At 60.6% G+C, this 17,369-nt stretch carries 15 protein-coding genes and 1 pseudogene; 14 read left to right on the plus strand and 2 right to left on the minus strand.

Annotated features, from left to right (window positions below; translation table 11 throughout):
* Positions 1 to 27 precede the first annotated feature (27 nt).
* The 4 genes from hutI to hutU are packed head-to-tail and all read left to right on the plus strand — an operon-like array spanning position 28 to position 5,235.
* The gene (gene hutI, locus H8B03_RS17970; RefSeq protein ID WP_193143281.1) at positions 28 to 1,239 is read left to right on the plus strand and encodes an imidazolonepropionase; all 1,212 of its coding nucleotides are present in this window, start codon (positions 28 to 30) and stop codon (positions 1,237 to 1,239) included.
* A complete protein-coding gene (gene hutH, locus H8B03_RS17975; RefSeq protein ID WP_025054166.1) occupies positions 1,236 to 2,774 on the plus strand; it encodes a histidine ammonia-lyase in 1,539 nt (512 codons plus the stop codon). The genes hutI and hutH overlap by 4 nt, the downstream gene beginning before the upstream one ends.
* Entirely contained in the window at positions 2,771 to 3,571 is an 801-nt protein-coding gene (hutG, locus tag H8B03_RS17980; protein ID WP_025054167.1) for an N-formylglutamate deformylase, read from the plus strand. The genes hutH and hutG overlap by 4 nt, the downstream gene beginning before the upstream one ends.
* Positions 3,568 to 5,235 carry a urocanate hydratase gene (gene hutU, locus H8B03_RS17985; RefSeq protein WP_085869944.1) on the plus strand — a complete coding sequence of 556 codons (1,668 nt, stop codon included), beginning with the start codon at positions 3,568 to 3,570 and terminating at the stop codon, positions 5,233 to 5,235. Before hutG ends, hutU begins: the two co-directional genes overlap by 4 nt.
* 78 nt (positions 5,236 to 5,313) lie before the next feature.
* Here the strand turns inward: hutU and H8B03_RS17990 are convergent, their stop codons facing one another.
* Positions 5,314 to 6,003, minus strand: coding sequence for a GntR family transcriptional regulator (locus tag H8B03_RS17990; protein WP_193143282.1), 690 nt, complete (start codon positions 6,001 to 6,003; stop codon positions 5,314 to 5,316).
* 91 nt (positions 6,004 to 6,094) lie between these two features.
* Positions 6,095 to 6,988, minus strand: a complete 894-nt coding sequence (locus tag H8B03_RS17995) for a LysR family transcriptional regulator (protein ID WP_085869942.1) — start codon at positions 6,986 to 6,988, stop codon at positions 6,095 to 6,097.
* A gap of 80 nt (positions 6,989 to 7,068) precedes the next feature.
* Between H8B03_RS17995 and H8B03_RS18000 the strand changes: the two genes are divergently transcribed.
* The 10 genes and pseudogenes from H8B03_RS18000 to H8B03_RS18040 all read left to right on the plus strand — a co-directional run bounded on the left by H8B03_RS18000 (position 7,069) and on the right by H8B03_RS18040 (position 17,026).
* Entirely contained in the window at positions 7,069 to 8,247 is a 1,179-nt protein-coding gene (locus H8B03_RS18000; protein WP_193143283.1) for a CaiB/BaiF CoA-transferase family protein, read from the plus strand.
* Entirely contained in the window at positions 8,244 to 9,383 is a 1,140-nt protein-coding gene (locus H8B03_RS18005) for an acyl-CoA dehydrogenase family protein (RefSeq protein ID WP_193143284.1), read from the plus strand. The genes H8B03_RS18000 and H8B03_RS18005 overlap by 4 nt, the downstream gene beginning before the upstream one ends.
* Before the next feature lie 126 nt (positions 9,384 to 9,509).
* Positions 9,510 to 10,595 (plus strand): TRAP transporter substrate-binding protein, encoded by a 1,086-nt coding sequence (locus H8B03_RS18010; RefSeq protein WP_025054173.1) that lies wholly within the window; start codon positions 9,510 to 9,512, stop codon positions 10,593 to 10,595.
* A 65-nt stretch (positions 10,596 to 10,660) separates the two neighbouring features.
* The gene (locus H8B03_RS18015) at positions 10,661 to 11,155 is read left to right on the plus strand and encodes a TRAP transporter small permease subunit (protein ID WP_025054174.1); all 495 of its coding nucleotides are present in this window, start codon (positions 10,661 to 10,663) and stop codon (positions 11,153 to 11,155) included.
* Positions 11,155 to 12,705, plus strand: coding sequence for a TRAP transporter large permease subunit (locus tag H8B03_RS18020; RefSeq protein ID WP_025054175.1), 1,551 nt, complete (start codon positions 11,155 to 11,157; stop codon positions 12,703 to 12,705). The genes H8B03_RS18015 and H8B03_RS18020 overlap by 1 nt, the downstream gene beginning before the upstream one ends.
* A gap of 128 nt (positions 12,706 to 12,833) precedes the next feature.
* Positions 12,834 to 12,992, plus strand: a pseudogene (locus tag H8B03_RS19040) (transposase); the annotation flags it as partial.
* The gene (locus H8B03_RS18025; protein WP_226926107.1) at positions 12,959 to 13,960 is read left to right on the plus strand and encodes an IS3 family transposase; all 1,002 of its coding nucleotides are present in this window, start codon (positions 12,959 to 12,961) and stop codon (positions 13,958 to 13,960) included. The pseudogene H8B03_RS19040 and the gene H8B03_RS18025, both read left to right, overlap by 34 nt.
* Positions 13,961 to 14,242: 282 nt before the next feature.
* On the plus strand, positions 14,243 to 14,443 hold the full coding sequence (locus H8B03_RS18030) for a hypothetical protein (protein ID WP_025054178.1): 201 nt from the start codon (positions 14,243 to 14,245) through the stop codon (positions 14,441 to 14,443).
* Positions 14,444 to 14,711: 268 nt separating this feature from the next.
* Positions 14,712 to 16,076, plus strand: a complete 1,365-nt coding sequence (locus tag H8B03_RS18035) for an ISNCY family transposase (RefSeq protein WP_226926109.1) — start codon at positions 14,712 to 14,714, stop codon at positions 16,074 to 16,076.
* A gap of 203 nt (positions 16,077 to 16,279) precedes the next feature.
* Positions 16,280 to 17,026 (plus strand): hypothetical protein, encoded by a 747-nt coding sequence (locus tag H8B03_RS18040; RefSeq protein ID WP_226926111.1) that lies wholly within the window; start codon positions 16,280 to 16,282, stop codon positions 17,024 to 17,026.
* Positions 17,027 to 17,369 lie beyond the last annotated feature (343 nt).

The raw sequence follows: 17,369 nt of genomic DNA on the forward strand, positions 1-17,369 counted from the left end.
CGAAACTTCGCGAAAAGGACCGATCTTATGACGGCGATGCTCCAGCTTTTGACCGATCTGCACGTAGCAACCATGGCGCATGGCGATGCGCCCTATGGGATGATCCGCGACGCAGCGATCGCCATTCAGGATGGCAAAATCGCTTGGGTCGGGCCTCAGACAGACGTGCCAGCAGATTTTGCCGGACTGGATCAACGGTCGCTGGGCGGGCGCGTGGTGACACCCGGCCTGATCGACTGTCACACCCATATCGTGCATGGCGGCGACCGCGCGGTCGAATTCGAAATGCGCCTGAACGGGGCCAGCTATGAAGAAGTCGCGCGCGCCGGGGGTGGCATCGTGTCGACCGTCACGGCCACCCGCGCGGCCAGCGAGGACGAGTTGCTGGCGCAGGCCTTGCGCCGCGTTGACGTGCTGATCGCCGAAGGCGTGACGACCATCGAAATCAAATCGGGCTATGGTCTGGACACGGAGACCGAGCTTCGGATGCTGCGTGTCGCACGGATGATTGCCGACCAGCGCCCCATCCGCGTCAAGACCACCTTCCTTGGCGCCCACGCCACGCCCGCCGAATATGCCGGTCGTGACGATGACTATATTGACGAGGTCTGCATCCCCGCCCTGCGCGCCGCCCACGCCGAAGGGCTGGTGGATGCGGTGGACGGGTTCTGCGAAGGCATCGCCTTTCAGCCCGCCCAGATCGCCCGCGTGTTTGACGTGGCCCGCGACCTTGGCGTGCCGGTGAAACTGCACGCCGAACAACTGTCCAATTTGGGCGGCGCGAAATTGGCGGCAAGCTATGGCGCGTTGTCGGCGGACCATATCGAGTATCTGGACGAACCCGGCGTGCGCGCGATGGCGGACGCTGGCACCGTGGCCGTGATCCTGCCCGGTGCGTTCTACACCCTGCGTGAAACCCAGCAGCCCCCGCTTGACCTTCTGCGCAAGCATGGGGTGCCGATTGCGCTCGCGACGGATTTGAATCCCGGCACCTCTCCGCTGAACTCGATCCTGCTGACGATGAACATGGGCTGCACCCTGTTTCGCATGACACCAGAAGAAGCGCTGCGCGGCGTCACGCAACACGCCGCCGCCGCGCTGGGGCTGACGGATCTGGGCACGATTGCGCCCGGTCAGGTGGCTGATCTAGCCGTTTGGGACATCGCCGAACCGGCAGAACTGTCTTATCGCACCGGCTTCAATCCGTTGGCGTTTCGTATCACCGGAGAAATCGCATGACCACACTGACCCTGACACCCGGCGCCACCACTCTGGCCGATCTGGAAATGATCTGGCGCGACGGGCTTGCCGTGCGCCTTGATCCGGCCTGCCATGACGGCATCCGTGCGGCGCAGGCACAGATTGCTGACGCGGCCAATGGGACGGACGCGGTTTACGGCGTGAACACCGGCTTTGGCAAACTGGCCTCGGTCAAGATTGACCCGTCCGACACTGCCACCCTGCAACGCAACCTGATCCTGTCCCATTGCTGCGGCGTGGGCGAGGCGATCCCCGAACCCCACGCCCGCCTGATGATGGCGCTGAAACTGCTGTCGCTGGGGCGCGGTGCGTCCGGCGTGCGGATGGAGCTGGTCGAACTGCTGGAAGGGATGCTGGCGCAGGGCGTCACGCCGGTGATCCCGGTGCAGGGATCGGTCGGCGCGTCCGGCGATCTGGCCCCGCTGGCGCATATGGCAGCGGCAATGATCGGCCACGGCGAAGCGACGTTCGAAGGCAAGGTTCTGCCGGGGGCCGAGGCGTTGCGCCGCGCAGGCCTGACCCCCATCGTGCTGGGAGCGAAAGAGGGGTTGGCCCTGATCAACGGCACGCAATTCACCACCGCCTATGCCCTGATCGGCCTGTTTGGCGCGTGGCGGGCGATGTGCTCGGCTTTGGTCACATCGGCCATGTCCACGGACGCGATCATGGGATCGACCGCGCCGTTGCAACCCGAAATTCACAGCTTACGCGGCCATGCAGGCCAGATCGAAGCCGCCGCGACCATGCGCGCGCTTCTGGATGGCTCGGTCATTCGCGAAAGCCACCGCGAAGGCGATACGCGCGTGCAAGACCCCTATTGCATCCGCTGCCAGCCGCAGGTGACGGGGGCTGCGATGGACATGCTGCGCATGGCGGCGCGCACGTTAGAGATCGAGGCGAACGCCGCCACCGATAACCCGCTGGTGCTGAGCGAAGCCGGGCTGATTGTCTCGGGCGGGAACTTCCACGCCGAACCCGTGGGCTTTGCCGCTGACATGATCGCGCTGGCAATTGCCGAGATCGGCGCGATTGCGCAGCGCCGGATTGCCCTGATCGTGGATCCGGTGCTCAGCCACGATCTGCCGCCGTTCCTGACGCCCAATCCGGGGCTGAACTCGGGCTATATGATTGCCGAAGTGACCACCGCCGCGTTGATGAGCGAAAACAAGCATCTGGCCAACCCCTGCGTGACGGATTCAACGCCCACCTCGGCCAATCAGGAAGATCACGTCAGCATGGCCGCCCACGGCGCGGTGCGCCTGTCGCGCATGGTCGCCAATCTGGAACGTATCCTTGGCGTCGAGCTTCTGTGCGCCGCGCAGGGTGTCGAATTCCGCGCCCCGCTGGAGACAAGTGCGCCGCTGGCATCCGTGATCGCCGCCGTGCGCGAACAGGTCGAAACGCTGGGCGACGACCGTTACCTTGCGCCTGACTTGGAAAAAGCGGCAGCGCTGATCGCATCCAACGCGATTGTGGCCGCCACAAACACCCACATGCCGGAGCTTCACCCATGACCCCCGTTGAAATCCACCGGGGCGACAGCCCCATCGTGCTGGGCCTGCCCCATACTGGCACCCACGTGCCCGCCGACATCAAGGCGCGGCTGAACGCGCGGGGGCAGGGGCTGGACGACACGGATTGGCACATCCACACGCTTTATGACGGGCTGCTGCCCGGCGCGACCACGGTCCGCGCAACCTTCCATCGTTACGTGATCGACGCCAACCGCGACCCATCGGGCGTATCGCTCTATCCCGGTCAGAACACCACCGGGCTGGTGCCGCTGACCGATTTCGACGGGCAGGATATCTGGAACACACCCCCCACCGAGGATGAGGTCGAGGCCCGTCGCCAAGCCTTCCATGCGCCCTATCACGAAGCCCTTGAGGCCGAGCTTGAGCGGGTGCGTGACCTGCACGGGGTTGCGATCCTGTATGATTGCCACTCGATCCGGTCGCACATCCCGTTTCTGTTCGACGGCACGCTCCCCGATTTCAACATTGGCACCAATCTGGGCACCACTTGCGCCCCAGAGATCGAAGCCGCTGTTCAGAACCTGTGCGAGATGGCAGAGGGCTATTCCAGCGTCACCAACGGCCGCTTCAAGGGCGGCTGGACAACACGCCATTACGGACGACCGGCGGACGGGCTGCACGCAATTCAGATGGAGCTGGCACAAAGCACCTATCTGAAGGACGAGGCTGCGCCCTGGACCTATGACACCGAAAAATCCGCGCGGCTGCGCGGGTATTTGAAAACCATTCTGACAACTCTGGCCGATCTGGCACCTGATCTGAAAGGAACATCATGAGCGATCCGCGCAAGAACACCCGCGACATCTATCCCGCAACCGGCACCGAAATGACGGCCAAGCACTGGACCACCGAAGCGCCCCTGCGGATGTTGATGAACAACCTGCACCCCGACGTGGCCGAAAACCCGCATGAGCTGGTTGTGTATGGCGGCATTGGGCGCGCCGCGCGCACATGGGACGATTTCGACAAGATCGTCGCCACCTTGCGGGACCTGGAAGAAGACCAGACCCTTCTGGTGCAATCAGGCAAGCCTGTCGGGGTGTTCCCGACGCACAAGGATGCGCCGCGCGTTCTGATCGCCAACTCAAACCTCGTGCCGCATTGGGCGACGTGGGATCATTTTAACGAGCTGGATAAGAAGGGTCTGGCGATGTATGGCCAGATGACAGCGGGTTCCTGGATCTATATCGGCTCGCAAGGTATCGTGCAGGGCACCTATGAGACCTTTGTCGAAGCGGGGCGTCAGCATTACGGTGGCGACCTGAAGGGCAAGTGGATCCTGACCGGCGGTCTGGGTGGCATGGGCGGGGCGCAACCGCTGGCGGCTGTGATGGCCGGGGCCTGCTGTCTGGCGGTCGAATGCAACCCCGACAGCATCGACTTCCGCCTCCGCACCCGCTACGTGGACGAAAAGACCGACAGTCTGGACGAGGCGCTTGCGATGATCGAACGCTGGACCGCTGCCGGTGAGGCCAAATCGGTCGCGCTTCTGGGCAACGCCGCCGATGTGTATCCCGAGTTGATCAAGCGCGGCATCCGCCCTGATATCGTCACCGACCAGACCAGTGCCCATGATCCCGTAAACGGCTATCTGCCGCAGGGTTGGACGATGGCCCAATGGCGCGAAAAGCGCGAAAGCGACCCAAAAGCTGTTGAAAAGGCCGCGCGTGCCTCGATGATGGTGCAGGTCAAGGCGATGGTTGATTTCCATGCCGCCGGTATTCCGACCGTCGATTACGGCAACAACATCCGCCAGATGGCGCTGGAAGAGGGGCTGGACAATGCATTCGACTTCCCCGGCTTCGTGCCCGCCTATATCCGCCCGCTGTTCTGCCGTGGCATCGGTCCGTTCCGTTGGGCGGCCCTGTCGGGCGACCCGGAAGACATCTACAAGACCGACGCCAAGGTGAAGGAAATCCTGGCCGAGGACAGCCACCTGCACAACTGGCTGGATATGGCGCGCGAGCGGATCGCGTTTCAGGGGCTGCCCGCGCGGATTTGCTGGGTAGGTCTGGGCGTGCGTCACAAGCTGGGCCTGGCGTTCAACGAAATGGTGCGCAATGGCGAATTGAAAGCCCCGATCGTAATCGGACGCGACCATCTGGACTCAGGCTCAGTCGCATCGCCCAATCGCGAAACCGAGGCGATGCTGGATGGCTCGGATGCGGTGTCGGACTGGCCGCTACTGAACGCGCTGCTCAATACCGCATCTGGCGCAACCTGGGTTTCACTGCACCATGGTGGCGGCGTCGGCATGGGTTTCAGTCAACACTCCGGCATGGTGATCTGCTGTGACGGCACTGAAGATGCAGACCGCCGGATCGAGCGTGTCTTGTGGAACGACCCGGCCACGGGCGTCATGCGCCACGCCGATGCGGGCTATGACGACGCCAAAGACTGTGCCCGCGAGAATGGTTTGAACCTGCCGGCAATCCTTTGATTCAGGGCGTTTACCCATCTTGGGGCAAGTAACCAATGGCCTGTGCGGAGCACTCCGCGCAGGCTTTTTCACGCGCGGTCAGTATTGCATCGTCAAACGGTGGCCGCGGCGATAGGTCAATTGCACAAAAGTGATCGTCTGCCCCTCAAGCCACGTCATGCGCTCGGCCTGGAACAGGGCATCGCCTTCGGTGCAGTCGAGATAATCCGCGATAGTGGCGTCGGCTTGAACGGCGTGAAAGCTGATCTGCGCCTCGGTAAACGGCACGGTCGACACCAGCCATTCGTTGGGACCGATATCCGAGAAATCATGCTGTTCAGCCTCGGGCAAAGCGCCTAGATTGATCCAGCGATCCTCGTGCTGATACGGCGCGCCATCGGCATAGTGCATGCAGGTCAGATGCAACACCCGGTCGTCACGCTTCAACGCCATACGCGCGCGCAGCCAGTTCGGGGCGGGTTCGGCCTGACCGTGCACCAACGCATAGCGATAGGCCGCGCCCAGTTCCTCGATCTCTTGCCCGACGATCGGAATGTTCAGCCGCACCTGCCGGATCGGGTTCAGCCTGACCCGCGTGCCAGCTTTGCGGCGGCGTTCGATGATGCCGTCATCCGCCAATTCGCGCATTGCCCGATTGACAGTCGCCCGCGCGCAGCCATAGCTTGCGGCCAGATCAACCTCGTTCGGCATCGAGCTGCCGGGGGCAAGTTCGCCTTGTGTGATCTGGCGCAGGATATCGGCTTTCACCTCGCGATAGGTTATGGACATGCTGTGCCTTTCGACCGTGCGGTTCCGGGTGATCCCGGCGGATTTTCTCAAAAGATATAGACATAAGGCGTAAAAGGCCAGACATAGCGTGTCAGGGGTTGAAGGCGCTTGCCACATGATCCTGAAACGCGGCCACCAGTGGCGCGGTATGCGGATGCGGCGCACGGGCCAGCGCGATGCGATGCGGCACAAGCGGGTCTGACAGTTCCAGCCGCGTGACGGGTTGACCGTCGCAGGCCGTATCCTGCGCAATATCGGTGGCAACCAGCCCCACACCCATGTGATTTGCAACCATCGCCCGCAACATCTCGACCGAGCTTGTTTCATGTGCGATGCGCGGCCGGATGCCGTTCATCTGCGCCAGCGTCAGGAAGTAATTGCGGCTGTGCGGCAGGTTCATCAGGATCAGCGGATCGGTCAGCAAATCCGCCATCGCAACCGTCCCGCGCCCCGCCAAAGGGTGCGCCCGCGCAACCAGCCCAAAGGGCCGCACATCGGCCAGCGGTGTGATCTTAAGCGACGACGGCAGGCCGAAATCATAGATCAATGCGAGGTCGATGCGCCCGTTTTCCAGCCAGCGCGTCAGGCGGTCCAGATCGCCTTCGTGCAGTGCGATCCGGGCGTCGGGCGCGACTTTCTGAAAGCTGCCCACCAAGGCGGGCGCATAGCGTGGGCCAAGGGTGGAAAAGACGCCAAGGTTCAGCACCTCGGCCCCGCTGTCTTTGTGATCCAGCACCGATTGCGCCTGTGCGCGCAGGCTGCGCAAGGCGCCCAGTTTGCGCAGCCCGAACGCGGTGGGGGCAATGCCTTGGCCTGCGCTGCGGGCAAACAGCGGGCGGCCAAAGTGTTCCTCGACCTTGGCAATCGCCAGCGACACTGACGGTTGCGACACGTTCAACACCCGCGCGGCGGCGGCGGTGCTGCCGGTGTCCGCGGCGGCAATGACATAGTCGATCTGGCGAAGGCTGACGGGTATAGCTTGCATTTATCACTCTATCAATAATCTGTATTTCTGCTTATATCATGACCGCGCCTATGCTCAACCGATCAAACCCGGAGGATCATATGCCCACTCAGCCCCCCAACAGCCAAACGCCCCAACCCCTCAGCGGGGTGCGCGTGCTTGATTTCACCCGCGTTCTGGCGGGTCCATACTGCACCGCAATGATGGCCGATCTGGGCGCGGATGTGATCAAGGTCGAAGCCGCCCACGGCGACGATTACCGCCATATCGGCCCGTTCAAGGACGGGGAAAGCCTGTTGTTTCAGGCAATCAACCGGGGCAAGCGGTCAATTGCGCTGGACCTGAAATCGCCCGACGCGATTGCGACGGTCAAGGCGTTGCTGGCAGATTGCGACGTGCTGATCGAGAACTTCCGCCCCGGCGTGATGGAGAAGCTGGGGCTGAGCTATGACGCGCTGGCCAAGGATTTTCCCCATCTGGTTTACGTGTCAGTGTCCGGCTTCGGGCAGACCGGGCCAAACACCAAAAAACCCGCCTATGACATCATCGTGCAGGCGATGAGCGGGTTGATGGACGCCACCGGCGAACCCGACGGTGCACCGACGATGGTGGGCGAGGCTTTGGGCGACGTGGCCGGTGGCCTGTTCGCCGCTTGGGGCACAATGGTTGCCCTGTTTGACTGCAGCCGCACCGGGCTGGGGCGTCATGTGGATGTGGCGCTGTTTGACGGGTTGGTGTCGATGATGCCCATTCTGGCCTGCCGCACCCTGATGGGCGGCGAGACCCCGGTGCGCACCGGCAACCGCCACCCGCTGTCCGCGCCCTTTGGCACCTATCCGGCGGCGGACGGGCATTTCGCGTTGGCGGTTCTGAACGACCGGCTGTTTGCCACCTTCTGCGACGTAATCGGCCAGCCCGAACTGGTACAGGACGCGCGGTTTACCAGCGATCCTTTGCGCCGCGAGAACGAACCTGCGCTCGCCGAGTATATCGACCAGTGGGCGGGTTCCTTGCCGGTGGATCAGGTGGTGCACCACCTGTCAGCGGCAGGTATTCCGGCATCCTCCATCCAATCTGTGGCACAGGCTTGGGCGTCGCCTCAAGCAGTGGAGCGCGGGTTGGCGTCCACGGTCACGCATCCCGACTTGGGCGTTCTGAACGTCCCTGAACAGCCGGTGCATTTTAACGGCGCAGGGCGCGGCGGGCGCAAGCCGGCCCCGGCCCTGAATGCTGATGCAGGCGATATTCTGAATTTGTTGAACAAGGAGCAACGCGCATGACCACCTATCCCATGAGCGACGACGAACGCGCGCTGGTCGCGCAGATCGAACGGTTCTCGACCGAGGTTCTGGCCCCGAAAGCGGCGCAGATCGACGAAGAGGCGCTGTTCTCCACCCTCCATCTGGACGCGATGGCGGACATGGGCCTGTTGGGTCTGAACCTGCCGGAAGACCACGGCGGGATCGGCCTGTCCGGCCCCGCGCTGTATGCGGCGGTCGAGGCGATCGCGGGCGCCTGTGGGTCCACCGCATCCATGCTGACGGCGCATTTTCTGGCCACGGATTCGCTGCTTCTGGGGGCGGATGCCGATTTGCAGGCCCGCATTCTGCCCGATGCCGCGGCGGGCACGTCGTTGGGCGCGTTTGCCCTGACCGAACCGCAGGCCGGATCGAACCCCGCCGATATGCGCACGACGGCCAAGCGCGAAGGCGATGGATATCGGATCAAAGGGTCCAAGTGCTTTATCTCGAACGCGGGCGCGGCGGATTTCATGGTGGTCTACGCCAAGACCGACCCCGCCGCCGGTGCACGCGGTGTCAGCGCTTTTATTGTTGAACCGAAGAAAATCGACGGCGTGTCCGTCGCGCCCAATGAAAAAACGATGGGCCTGAAGGGCGGGCATGTGTTTGGCATCAGCTTTGATTGCTGGGTGCCGGACGAAAACCGTCTGGGCGACGAAGGCACGGGGTTCCGTACTGCAATGAAGGTTCTGGACAATGGCCGGATCGAAGTCGCTGCACAGGCCACCGGCATTGCCGACGCCGCGCTGAAGGCCGCGATTTCCTATGCCAAGGAACGGCAGGTCAGCGGCCATGCGATTGCGGACTTCCAAGGGCTGCAATGGATTCTGGCCGACAGTGCCACCGAACTGGCCGCCGCCCGCGCGCTGGCGATGCAGGCGGCGACCCTGCGCGGGACCGGCGTGCGCTATTCCAGCGAATCCGCCTTTGCCAAGCTGTATGCCAGCGAAGCCGCGTGGCGGATTGCCGACCGGGCGCTGCAAATTCACGGCGGCTATGGCTATACCCGCGATTTCCCGCTGGAACGCTACCTGCGCGATCTGCGGATTTTCCGCATCTATGAAGGGTCATCCGAGATCCAGCGCACAATCATTGCGCGAGGATTGCTGGCTTGACCGGGTTTTCTCGCCGCAATGATTGACTCTATTATGTATTTACATAATAGCTTTATGCACGGATTTGACCAAGGGATGGCTTCAGCCAACGCCAAGGTCGCAACTGCCTGATTGGAGGAGAGGCGCATGCAAAGACGGACATTTCTGACCACGGGTGCTATCGGCACCGCAGCAACGGCACTGGCAACCCCAGCCATCGCGCAGGACAAGCGCCAGTGGAAGATGGTCACCGCGTGGCCCAAGAACCTGCCTGGGCCGGGCGTGGCCGCACAACAACTGGCCGACCGGATCACGACCCTGTCGGGGGGCCGGATCGAGGTCAAACTTTTCCCTGCCGGAGAGCTTGTGCCCGGTCGCGGCGTCTTTGACGCGGTCAGCGAAGGCACCGCCGAGCTGTATCACGCTGTTCCCGCCTATTGGGGGTCGAAATCCAAGGGTATCCTGTTGTTCGGCTCGCAACCTTTTGGTCTGCGCGCGGACGAGCAAGTCGGCTGGATGGTGCATGGCGGCGGTCAGGCACTTTACGACGAAATGTATGGCCGGTTTGGCATCAAGCCTTTCCTGTGCGGCAACTCTGGCCCGCAATGGGGCGGTTGGTTCCGCAACGAAGTGAACTCGGCCGAAGACCTGAAAGGCATGAAGTTCCGCACCACAGGTCTGGCGTCCGAAATGGCGGCCAAAATGGGCATGGCGGCCGAGACGATGAGCGGCCCGGACATGTTCCAGGCCCTGCAAACCGGCGCTTTGGACGCGGGCGAATTTATCGGCCCCTGGACCGACAGCGCGCTTGGCTATTACCAGGTCGCCAAGAACTATTACTGGCCCGGCGTGGGCGAGCCATCGTCGGCCGAGGAATGCGGCGTCAACGCAGACGTGTTCAACGACCTGCCCGACGACCTGAAACAGGTTGTGCAAGCGGCCTGTGACAGCCTGTATAATCAGGTCTGGACCGAATACACCACCAAGCACGCCCTGTCGCTGCAAGCGATGGTGGCCGAGCACGGCGTTCAGGTGAAAATGTTCCCCGAAGACGTCATCACCGGCATGGGCAAAGCCGCCGCCGAGGTCATCGACGATCTGCGCAATGACGATGACGAGCTGGTCAAACGGATCACCGAAAGCTTCGTGGCCTATCGTGCATCGGTCGGTAAATACATGGTCTATGCTGACAACGGTCAGATGAACGCACGTAATCTGGTCATGGGGTACTAAGACCTATCGAACAAGGGCGCGGCGATGGCTGCGCCCTTCGTGACCTTTCGCATCGGGGGCAGGTGATGGAGCAACTGGCAAACGCCTTGGACAAGGTAAACATCGGTGTCGCCCATGTGGTGCGCTGGCTGGCGCTGGCCATGATGCTGGTGCAGTTCACCATCGTTGTCGGGCGCTATGCGTTCGGCGTGAATTCCATCGCGTTGCAGGAAAGTGTTCTTTATATGCACGCCGCGCTGTTCATGCTGGCGGCGGGCTATACGCTGCTGGTCGACAAGCATGTGCGGGTGGACGTGTTCTATGCCAAGGCAACGCCAAAGACACGCCGCCGGATCGACATTTTCGGCCATCTGTTCCTGCTGATGCCGTCGATGATTGCACTGATTTACTGGTCGTGGCCGTCGGTGCGCAATTCATGGGCGATCCTTGAAGGCCCAATTTCCGTGGGCGGGATCGAGGCGGTGTTCCTGCTGAAATCCCTGATGCCCGCCTTTTGTGTCCTCGTGATGCTGCAATCCCTAGCCCTGTTGATCCGCCTTTTGGCCGTGAAAGAGACCTGATGATCGAATATCTCGACCTTATCATGTTCGCAGCCCTCATGGGTGCGATCCTTCTTGGGTTCCCTGTGTCGTTCAGCATCGCGGGGGTTGCCGTGATCTTTGCCTATCTGGGCTGGATGCTGGGGCAAATGGACATCACCCTGCTGGGCGCGTTGGGCCAACGGGTGTTTGGCGTTCTGACCAACCCCGTCTTGATCGCCATTCCGCTGTTCGTACTGATGGGCGCTTTGCTGGAAAAAAGCCGCATTGCGGAAGGGCTTTTGGACACGATGGGCCGGCTGTTCGGGCAGTTGCGCGGAGGCTTGGGCATTTCGGTCGTGCTGGTCGGCACGTTGCTGGCAGCGTCAACCGGCATTGTCGGGGCGACCGTGGTGGCGATGGGGATGATTGCCCTGCCCACCATGCTGCGCGCCGGATATGACGCGCGGGTCGCATCGGGCATCGTGTGCACGGCTGGCACGCTGGGGCAGATTATTCCGCCCTCGACCCTGCTGATCATTCTGGCGGACGTAATGTCCACCTCGTTCCAGCAGGCGCAGTACGAACAGGGCAAGTTTTCGGTCGAGGCGCTGTCGGTCGGCCAGTTTTTCGCCGCTGCTGTAATCCCCGGCTTGGTGCTGGTCTGCCTTTACCTGATCTATATCGTGGCGCGCGGATGGCTGCGCCCGCAGGACATGCCCCCTGCGCCCCTCGACATCGCCAAACCCGACTGGCGCGAGGTCGTCGGCGCGGTGATCCCGCCTGTCCTGCTGATCTTCGCCGTGCTGGGCGCCATTCTGGGCGGCATCGCCACCCCGACCGAGGCCGCATCAGTCGGCGCTGTCGGTGCGCTGTTGATGACCGGCTATCGCATTGGCATCGCCCCACGCATCATCCTGCTGGGCACGGTTGCCCTGATCGCGCTGGGTATTCTGGCGGGTGCCTTTCCGGTGCGGTTTCAGCGTAGCGACCTGAGCTCGGGCGCATATGTGCTTGGCATTTTCTATGCCGGGCTTGCGGTGGTTGGCGGGCTGTCGGTACTGCTGGCCTTGCGCGCCGCACTGCAAAAGCAAATGGTGCAAGAGGCGGTGAAATCGACCATGACCATGACCTCGATGATCTTTGCAACGATCATTGCCGCCGGGTTCTTCAGCCTTGTCTTTATCGGACTGGGCGGCGAGGAACGCGTGGCGGGCATTCTGGCCGAAATGCCGGGCGGGGCCAACGGCGCGCTGGTCTTTTGCATGATAGTGATTTTCATCATGGGCTTCTTTCTGGATTTCGTCGAAATCTCGGTGATTGTGCTGCCGCTGATCACGCCGTCGCTGATCTTACTGGGTCATGATCCGATCTGGCTGGGCGTATTGATTGCGATCAACCTGCAGACCTCGTTCCTGACGCCGCCCTTCGGCTTTTCGCTGTTCTATCTGCGCGGCGTGGCCCCGGATGAAATCTCGACCGGCCAGATATATGCAGGCGTGCTACCGTTCATCTGTCTGCAGATTGTGGGCATCACGTTGATATGGCTACTGCCGGATCTGGCGACATGGCTGCCAAAAGCACTTTTTTGAAGACGCAGGCGAGCTATTGAAGATAGCCTGAAATTGTAGGACGTCGCACGTCATGCAGAAGCTGAAGCGGTCCCAGAAAACTGGACAGTTAGCTAAGGTGTATCCCAAACCTATGAAGGGATACGAAAATGGCGAAGCGCCGGAATTTTACAGATCAGTTTAAGGCCAAGGTGGCTTTGGAAGCACTGCGTGGCGACAAGACCGTGCAGGAGATTGCAGCGAAGCATCAGTTGCATCCAAATCAGGTCAGCACATGGAAGCGGCAAGGTATCGACGGGATGGCCGACGTTTTCTCAGGCGGCAAGCAGAGCGGGCCGACAGAAGCAGAAATCAAAGAACTGCATGCCAAGATCGGGAGGTTGGCGGTCGAGAACGATTTTTTGTCCGCAGGGCTGAAGCGATGAGCCCGGCAAAGAAACGCGCTATGATCGAGCGAGATCACCCTGAGCTGAGCATTAGCCAGCAGTGCAAACTGGTGCGGCTGTCGCGTTCGGCGTTTTATTACACGTCTGTCGGGATCAACGCGGATACGCTGGCCATGATGAAAGAGATTGACCGGGTCTTCACCAAATATCCGTTCTTCGGCAGTCGTCAGATCGCTGCTTATCTACGAAGAGAGGGCACAGTTGTAGGGCGGCATCGCGTCAGACGATTAATGACGACGATGGGGCTAGAGGCGATCTACAAACGCCCCAGAACCAGCCAGCCGCATCCGCAGCATCCCGTCTATCCGTACTTGCTTAGAAAGATGGTAATAGACCGCCCGAACCACGTCTGGTGCGCAGATATTACCTTCGTGCCGGTCAAGAACGGCTTCCTCTACTTGGTGGCGATCATGGATTGGGCCACGCGCAAAGTGCTAAGCTGGCGGCTATCGAATACGATGCACGCGGACTTCTGTGTCGAAGCGCTGAACGAGGCCATCGCCAAATACGGCCCGCCCGAGATATGCAATACGGATCAAGGCTCACAGTTCACCGGATCAGCCTGGATCACGACGCTGACGGATGCAGGCGTGCGTATCTCGATGGATGGGCGGGGTCGTTACCTCGACAACATCTTTATCGAGCGGCTGTGGCGCTCCCTGAAACAGGAGGCGATCTATCTCGAAGAAATCAATGACGGGTTCCAGGCCCGACGCGTCATCAAGGATTGGTTAGCATTCTACAATACCGAGCGGCCACATTCCGCGCTTGATCGGCTCACGCCAGACGACGCATATTGGGCAGGCTTGGAAGAGCAAAAAGCAGCATGAAACCTAAAACCGATACACCTTAGAAACGCTGCAAACCTGTCCAAAATACTGGGACCACTTCAGTCCCGGCTGATACCGAAATCCCGGGCAATCTGGCGCCCGCTCAAGCCATCTTGGAAGTGAGCCTGACGCACCTTCAAATACAAGTCCACGGTGAATATCCCCAAGCCCTCCCGAAATCCGAAAGGGCAAAAGTGGCCGACTTTTACGCCGCCCGCGACACCACAGCGGCGCTGCTACCGTGGCCGAGTATTGCTCCGCCGTTCACAATTATAGGGGGGGGTGACCGACTTCGCCAACTTTGCGGCCGACCAGGCTACTAAAAACCTCACGGCTTTTGCCGAGATCACTCGCAAAGCACAGACCGAAGCTGTTGAACTGCTTGTTGCCGCTGGCAAAGAAGCGTCGAATGAGGCTGCTGCTGCCGTTCAGAAGGCCGCAAATGATGCAACCAAATCTGCAAAAAAAGCTGCTGCTGCCTAAGCATTTGAGATCTGCATTCAAACGCGAGTTGGACGGCCGGCGTATAGACAGCTTGCCGTCCGATTTCCTTTGTACAATCGTTTGATAGGGATGCTCAACGAACTCGAATTCAAAGGTATGACAGGTTCTCAGTATTCAGCGAAAAGGCAAGATAAATTAACATAAGATTGACTTTCGGATTCCTTGGGGTGTAGCCGCAAAGCTAAAATGTCACCCATGAGCAATTCAGGAATGTCACTCTCCCTTCTTAGACTAAGGGAGATAGTGCATGGGATGGGTGGTTATGAGCGAGCGCGAGCTGAAGCGCGTGGAGGTTTTGGCGCAGGTCGATGATGGGCGGTTGAGCGTCGATAATGCAGCAAACATGCTGGCACTGACGCGCCGGCAGGTTTTCCGGTTGTTGAAGCTTTATCGTCAGGATGGCGCGTCGGGGATCCGACATAAGGCGCGCGGGAAGCCTCCGAACAATCGTATCCACAAAGCCAAACGGGATTACGCGCTGTCGCTGATCAAAGAGAACTATCCCGACTTTGGGCCGACCCTGACGGCGGAGATGCTGGCCGAGCATCATGGGTTTGAAGTCTCGCGCGAGACGGTTCGCAAGTGGATGTCCGGTGCCGGTCTTTGGCTCTCGCGCAAACAGCGCCGGACATTTCATCAACCCAGACTTCGCCGAGAGTGTTTCGGCGAGCTCATTCAGATAGACGGCTCGGAGCACCGCTGGTTCGAGGATCGGGGCGATCTCTGCACCCCGCTCGTCTTCATTGACGATGCGACCAGCACGCTCATGGAACTGCGCTTCGTCACGTCTGAGAACACCTTCAGCTACTTCGAAGCATTGGAACGCTATCTAACGACGCATGGCCGCCCCGTCGCGTTCTACAGCGACAAGCACACGGTCTTTCGCGTGCCAAAACCCAGCGAGCACATGACCGGCATGACCCAGTTCGGGCGTGCTCTGGCAGAGCTGCAGATCGAGATTCTCTGCGCCAATACCAGCCAGGCCAAGGGCCGCGTGGAACGTGCGAACCGGACGTTACAGGACCGCCTGGTCAAAGAGCTGCGCATCGCAGGCATCTCCAACATGGAGGACGGCAACGCGTTCCTCCCTGGCTTCATGGCGCGCTATAACGACAGGTTCGCAAAGCCCGCTGCCCGTCCGGACAATCTGCACCGTGCCTTGAACGCCGCACCGGATCGGCTGGCCGAGATCTTCTGTCTGCGCAACAAACGCTATGTCAGCAAGGACCTGACCCTGAAGTACGACCACAAACGCATCCGGCTGGAGGTCAACGATCTGACGCGCGGTCTGGTTGGTACATACGCCGACACCTACGAATTCCCAGACGGGCGCATCCAGGTTCGGCACAATGGCATCGCCCTGCCCTGCACCATCTTCAATCCACATCAGCAGCGCGTCACGCACGCCGCGATAACAGACTACAAACATCTCAGCTCGGTCCTCGCCCATATCAAGGCTGAGCAGGACAAGGCCGCCGCCAGAGCCGAGGTGCACCCGGAAAGTGCCAGAAACGGATACCGGAAGAACGGACGCCGCAACAACGGCTGGAACACCCTCGCAGACCGCAAGCGAAACGCGGACCGCAAAGCCAGCCAGGGCTCCGATAATTGAGGTCTCCGCCCTGTCAGGCTTTGCTCACGTCGCTACCAGTGGTGACACTTCTGCTTTGCCAACCCGGTGACATTTCTACTTGGTTGCAACATTGGGGAAGTACACAATTTCTTAACATAAACTTCATTATGCGACTTAATACTTTGTGTTGCGATAGTATATTATCGTATGTATGTTGAGCCGTGTCATAGCGGATCCTCAGCATGCGTCATCTACTCAAGAAGCTCCTCCCCTCGCTCGCAGTCGCTTCGACTGTGGCAAGTTCTTCGCTGCCGACTACCGCCCGCGCGCAGACATACCCGATCGATTGCGCGATCCTCTTGTGTCTTTCTGGCGGTTGGCCCGCTTCCGTCCCCTGCGCCCGCGCCCGCGCTGAGTTCATCCGGCGCATTACGCCTTGGCCGGTGGAACCTCCGCTTCAAATCTGGCGCTGTCCCATGGGCGCGTCCTATGAGACGGCTCCTCCACCAAACAGTGAGGACCGCATCTTTGAAGCGTTCTTCCTGAACAACAGCACTGGACCGCGACAATCCTTTCCAGCGCGCGATACCGCTGATCCAATTATGGCGGCTTGGCGCACCCCGGAAGCCCCAGAATACCTTGTTCCCGCCGACCAGGCCCTCCGGCTCGTTCAAGATCGGGCGGACATCGATATCAGCGGACCTGAGTTCAACTTCGTACGATCCATCCGAGTCTTTGATGTCCGGTATGCGCGACAGAATGAATCCGGTCGTGATGGTGACTGCAACCGTAGCGCCACCGTGGTCCTCGGCACATACGGAACCCAAGGCGATTTCGCCTGGCAGAGGTCTTCCATCACCGCCCTACCCTCCGCCCATATCGGCCTCGAACGCTGGGGCCAGAATTGCCCTAGCATCTATCACCGTTCTGTCTTCGTCGACTGGCGTGACTATGAAGGGAACTACGGCTTTGAGCAGGTGAACTACTAGCACCGACAAAGACAGCGTTGGCATTCATCCGTGTCGGCCTAAGTTCTTGAAACTACTCGATCACCGGTCGTTCGCTGCTGTCGATGCCAAGGTCAGCTGAGCGGACAAAGCCGCTTCTCATCAGTAGGTGCGTTGCGTCCGTTCACTGCACATTGCTGCCTTGGGTCGCCCTTGTGGCTTCGCCAGTGCGGCAAGAACTAAGCGCTAGCCCTCCTCGTGACTAGGGTCAGGACCCATTGATTTCCGTTTGCTGGCGTGATTCACGGCTCAAAAACGAGCGGTGAACATGTCTGATCTTTTCTGGCTGACTGACGTGCAAATGGCGCGTCTTGAGCCTTTCTTC

Origin of the sequence: Meridianimarinicoccus sp. MJW13 (assembly GCF_014901205.1) — a bacterium.
GTDB lineage: Bacteria > Pseudomonadota > Alphaproteobacteria > Rhodobacterales > Rhodobacteraceae > Meridianimarinicoccus.

What these genes read in the sequence shown, in the direction of transcription:
- H8B03_RS18035 (WP_226926109.1), top strand. Translation starts at nt 14,712, where the DNA reads ATGGGATGGGTGGTTATGAGCGAGCGCGAGCTGAAGCGCGTGGAGGTT.
- H8B03_RS18025 (WP_226926107.1), top strand. Translation starts at nt 12,959, where the DNA reads ATGGAAGCGGCAAGGTATCGACGGGATGGCCGACGTTTTCTCAGGCGG.
- hutI (WP_193143281.1), top strand. Translation starts at nt 28, where the DNA reads ATGACGGCGATGCTCCAGCTTTTGACCGATCTGCACGTAGCAACCATG.
- H8B03_RS17995 (WP_085869942.1), bottom strand. Translation starts at nt 6,988, where the DNA reads ATGCAAGCTATACCCGTCAGCCTTCGCCAGATCGACTATGTCATTGCC.
- H8B03_RS18010 (WP_025054173.1), top strand. Translation starts at nt 9,510, where the DNA reads ATGCAAAGACGGACATTTCTGACCACGGGTGCTATCGGCACCGCAGCA.
- H8B03_RS18020 (WP_025054175.1), top strand. Translation starts at nt 11,155, where the DNA reads ATGATCGAATATCTCGACCTTATCATGTTCGCAGCCCTCATGGGTGCG.
- H8B03_RS17990 (WP_193143282.1), bottom strand. Translation starts at nt 6,003, where the DNA reads ATGTCCATAACCTATCGCGAGGTGAAAGCCGATATCCTGCGCCAGATC.
- H8B03_RS18015 (WP_025054174.1), top strand. Translation starts at nt 10,661, where the DNA reads ATGGAGCAACTGGCAAACGCCTTGGACAAGGTAAACATCGGTGTCGCC.
- H8B03_RS18000 (WP_193143283.1), top strand. Translation starts at nt 7,069, where the DNA reads ATGCCCACTCAGCCCCCCAACAGCCAAACGCCCCAACCCCTCAGCGGG.
- H8B03_RS18040 (WP_226926111.1), top strand. Translation starts at nt 16,280, where the DNA reads ATGCGTCATCTACTCAAGAAGCTCCTCCCCTCGCTCGCAGTCGCTTCG.
- hutU (WP_085869944.1), top strand. Translation starts at nt 3,568, where the DNA reads ATGAGCGATCCGCGCAAGAACACCCGCGACATCTATCCCGCAACCGGC.
- H8B03_RS18005 (WP_193143284.1), top strand. Translation starts at nt 8,244, where the DNA reads ATGACCACCTATCCCATGAGCGACGACGAACGCGCGCTGGTCGCGCAG.
- hutH (WP_025054166.1), top strand. Translation starts at nt 1,236, where the DNA reads ATGACCACACTGACCCTGACACCCGGCGCCACCACTCTGGCCGATCTG.
- hutG (WP_025054167.1), top strand. Translation starts at nt 2,771, where the DNA reads ATGACCCCCGTTGAAATCCACCGGGGCGACAGCCCCATCGTGCTGGGC.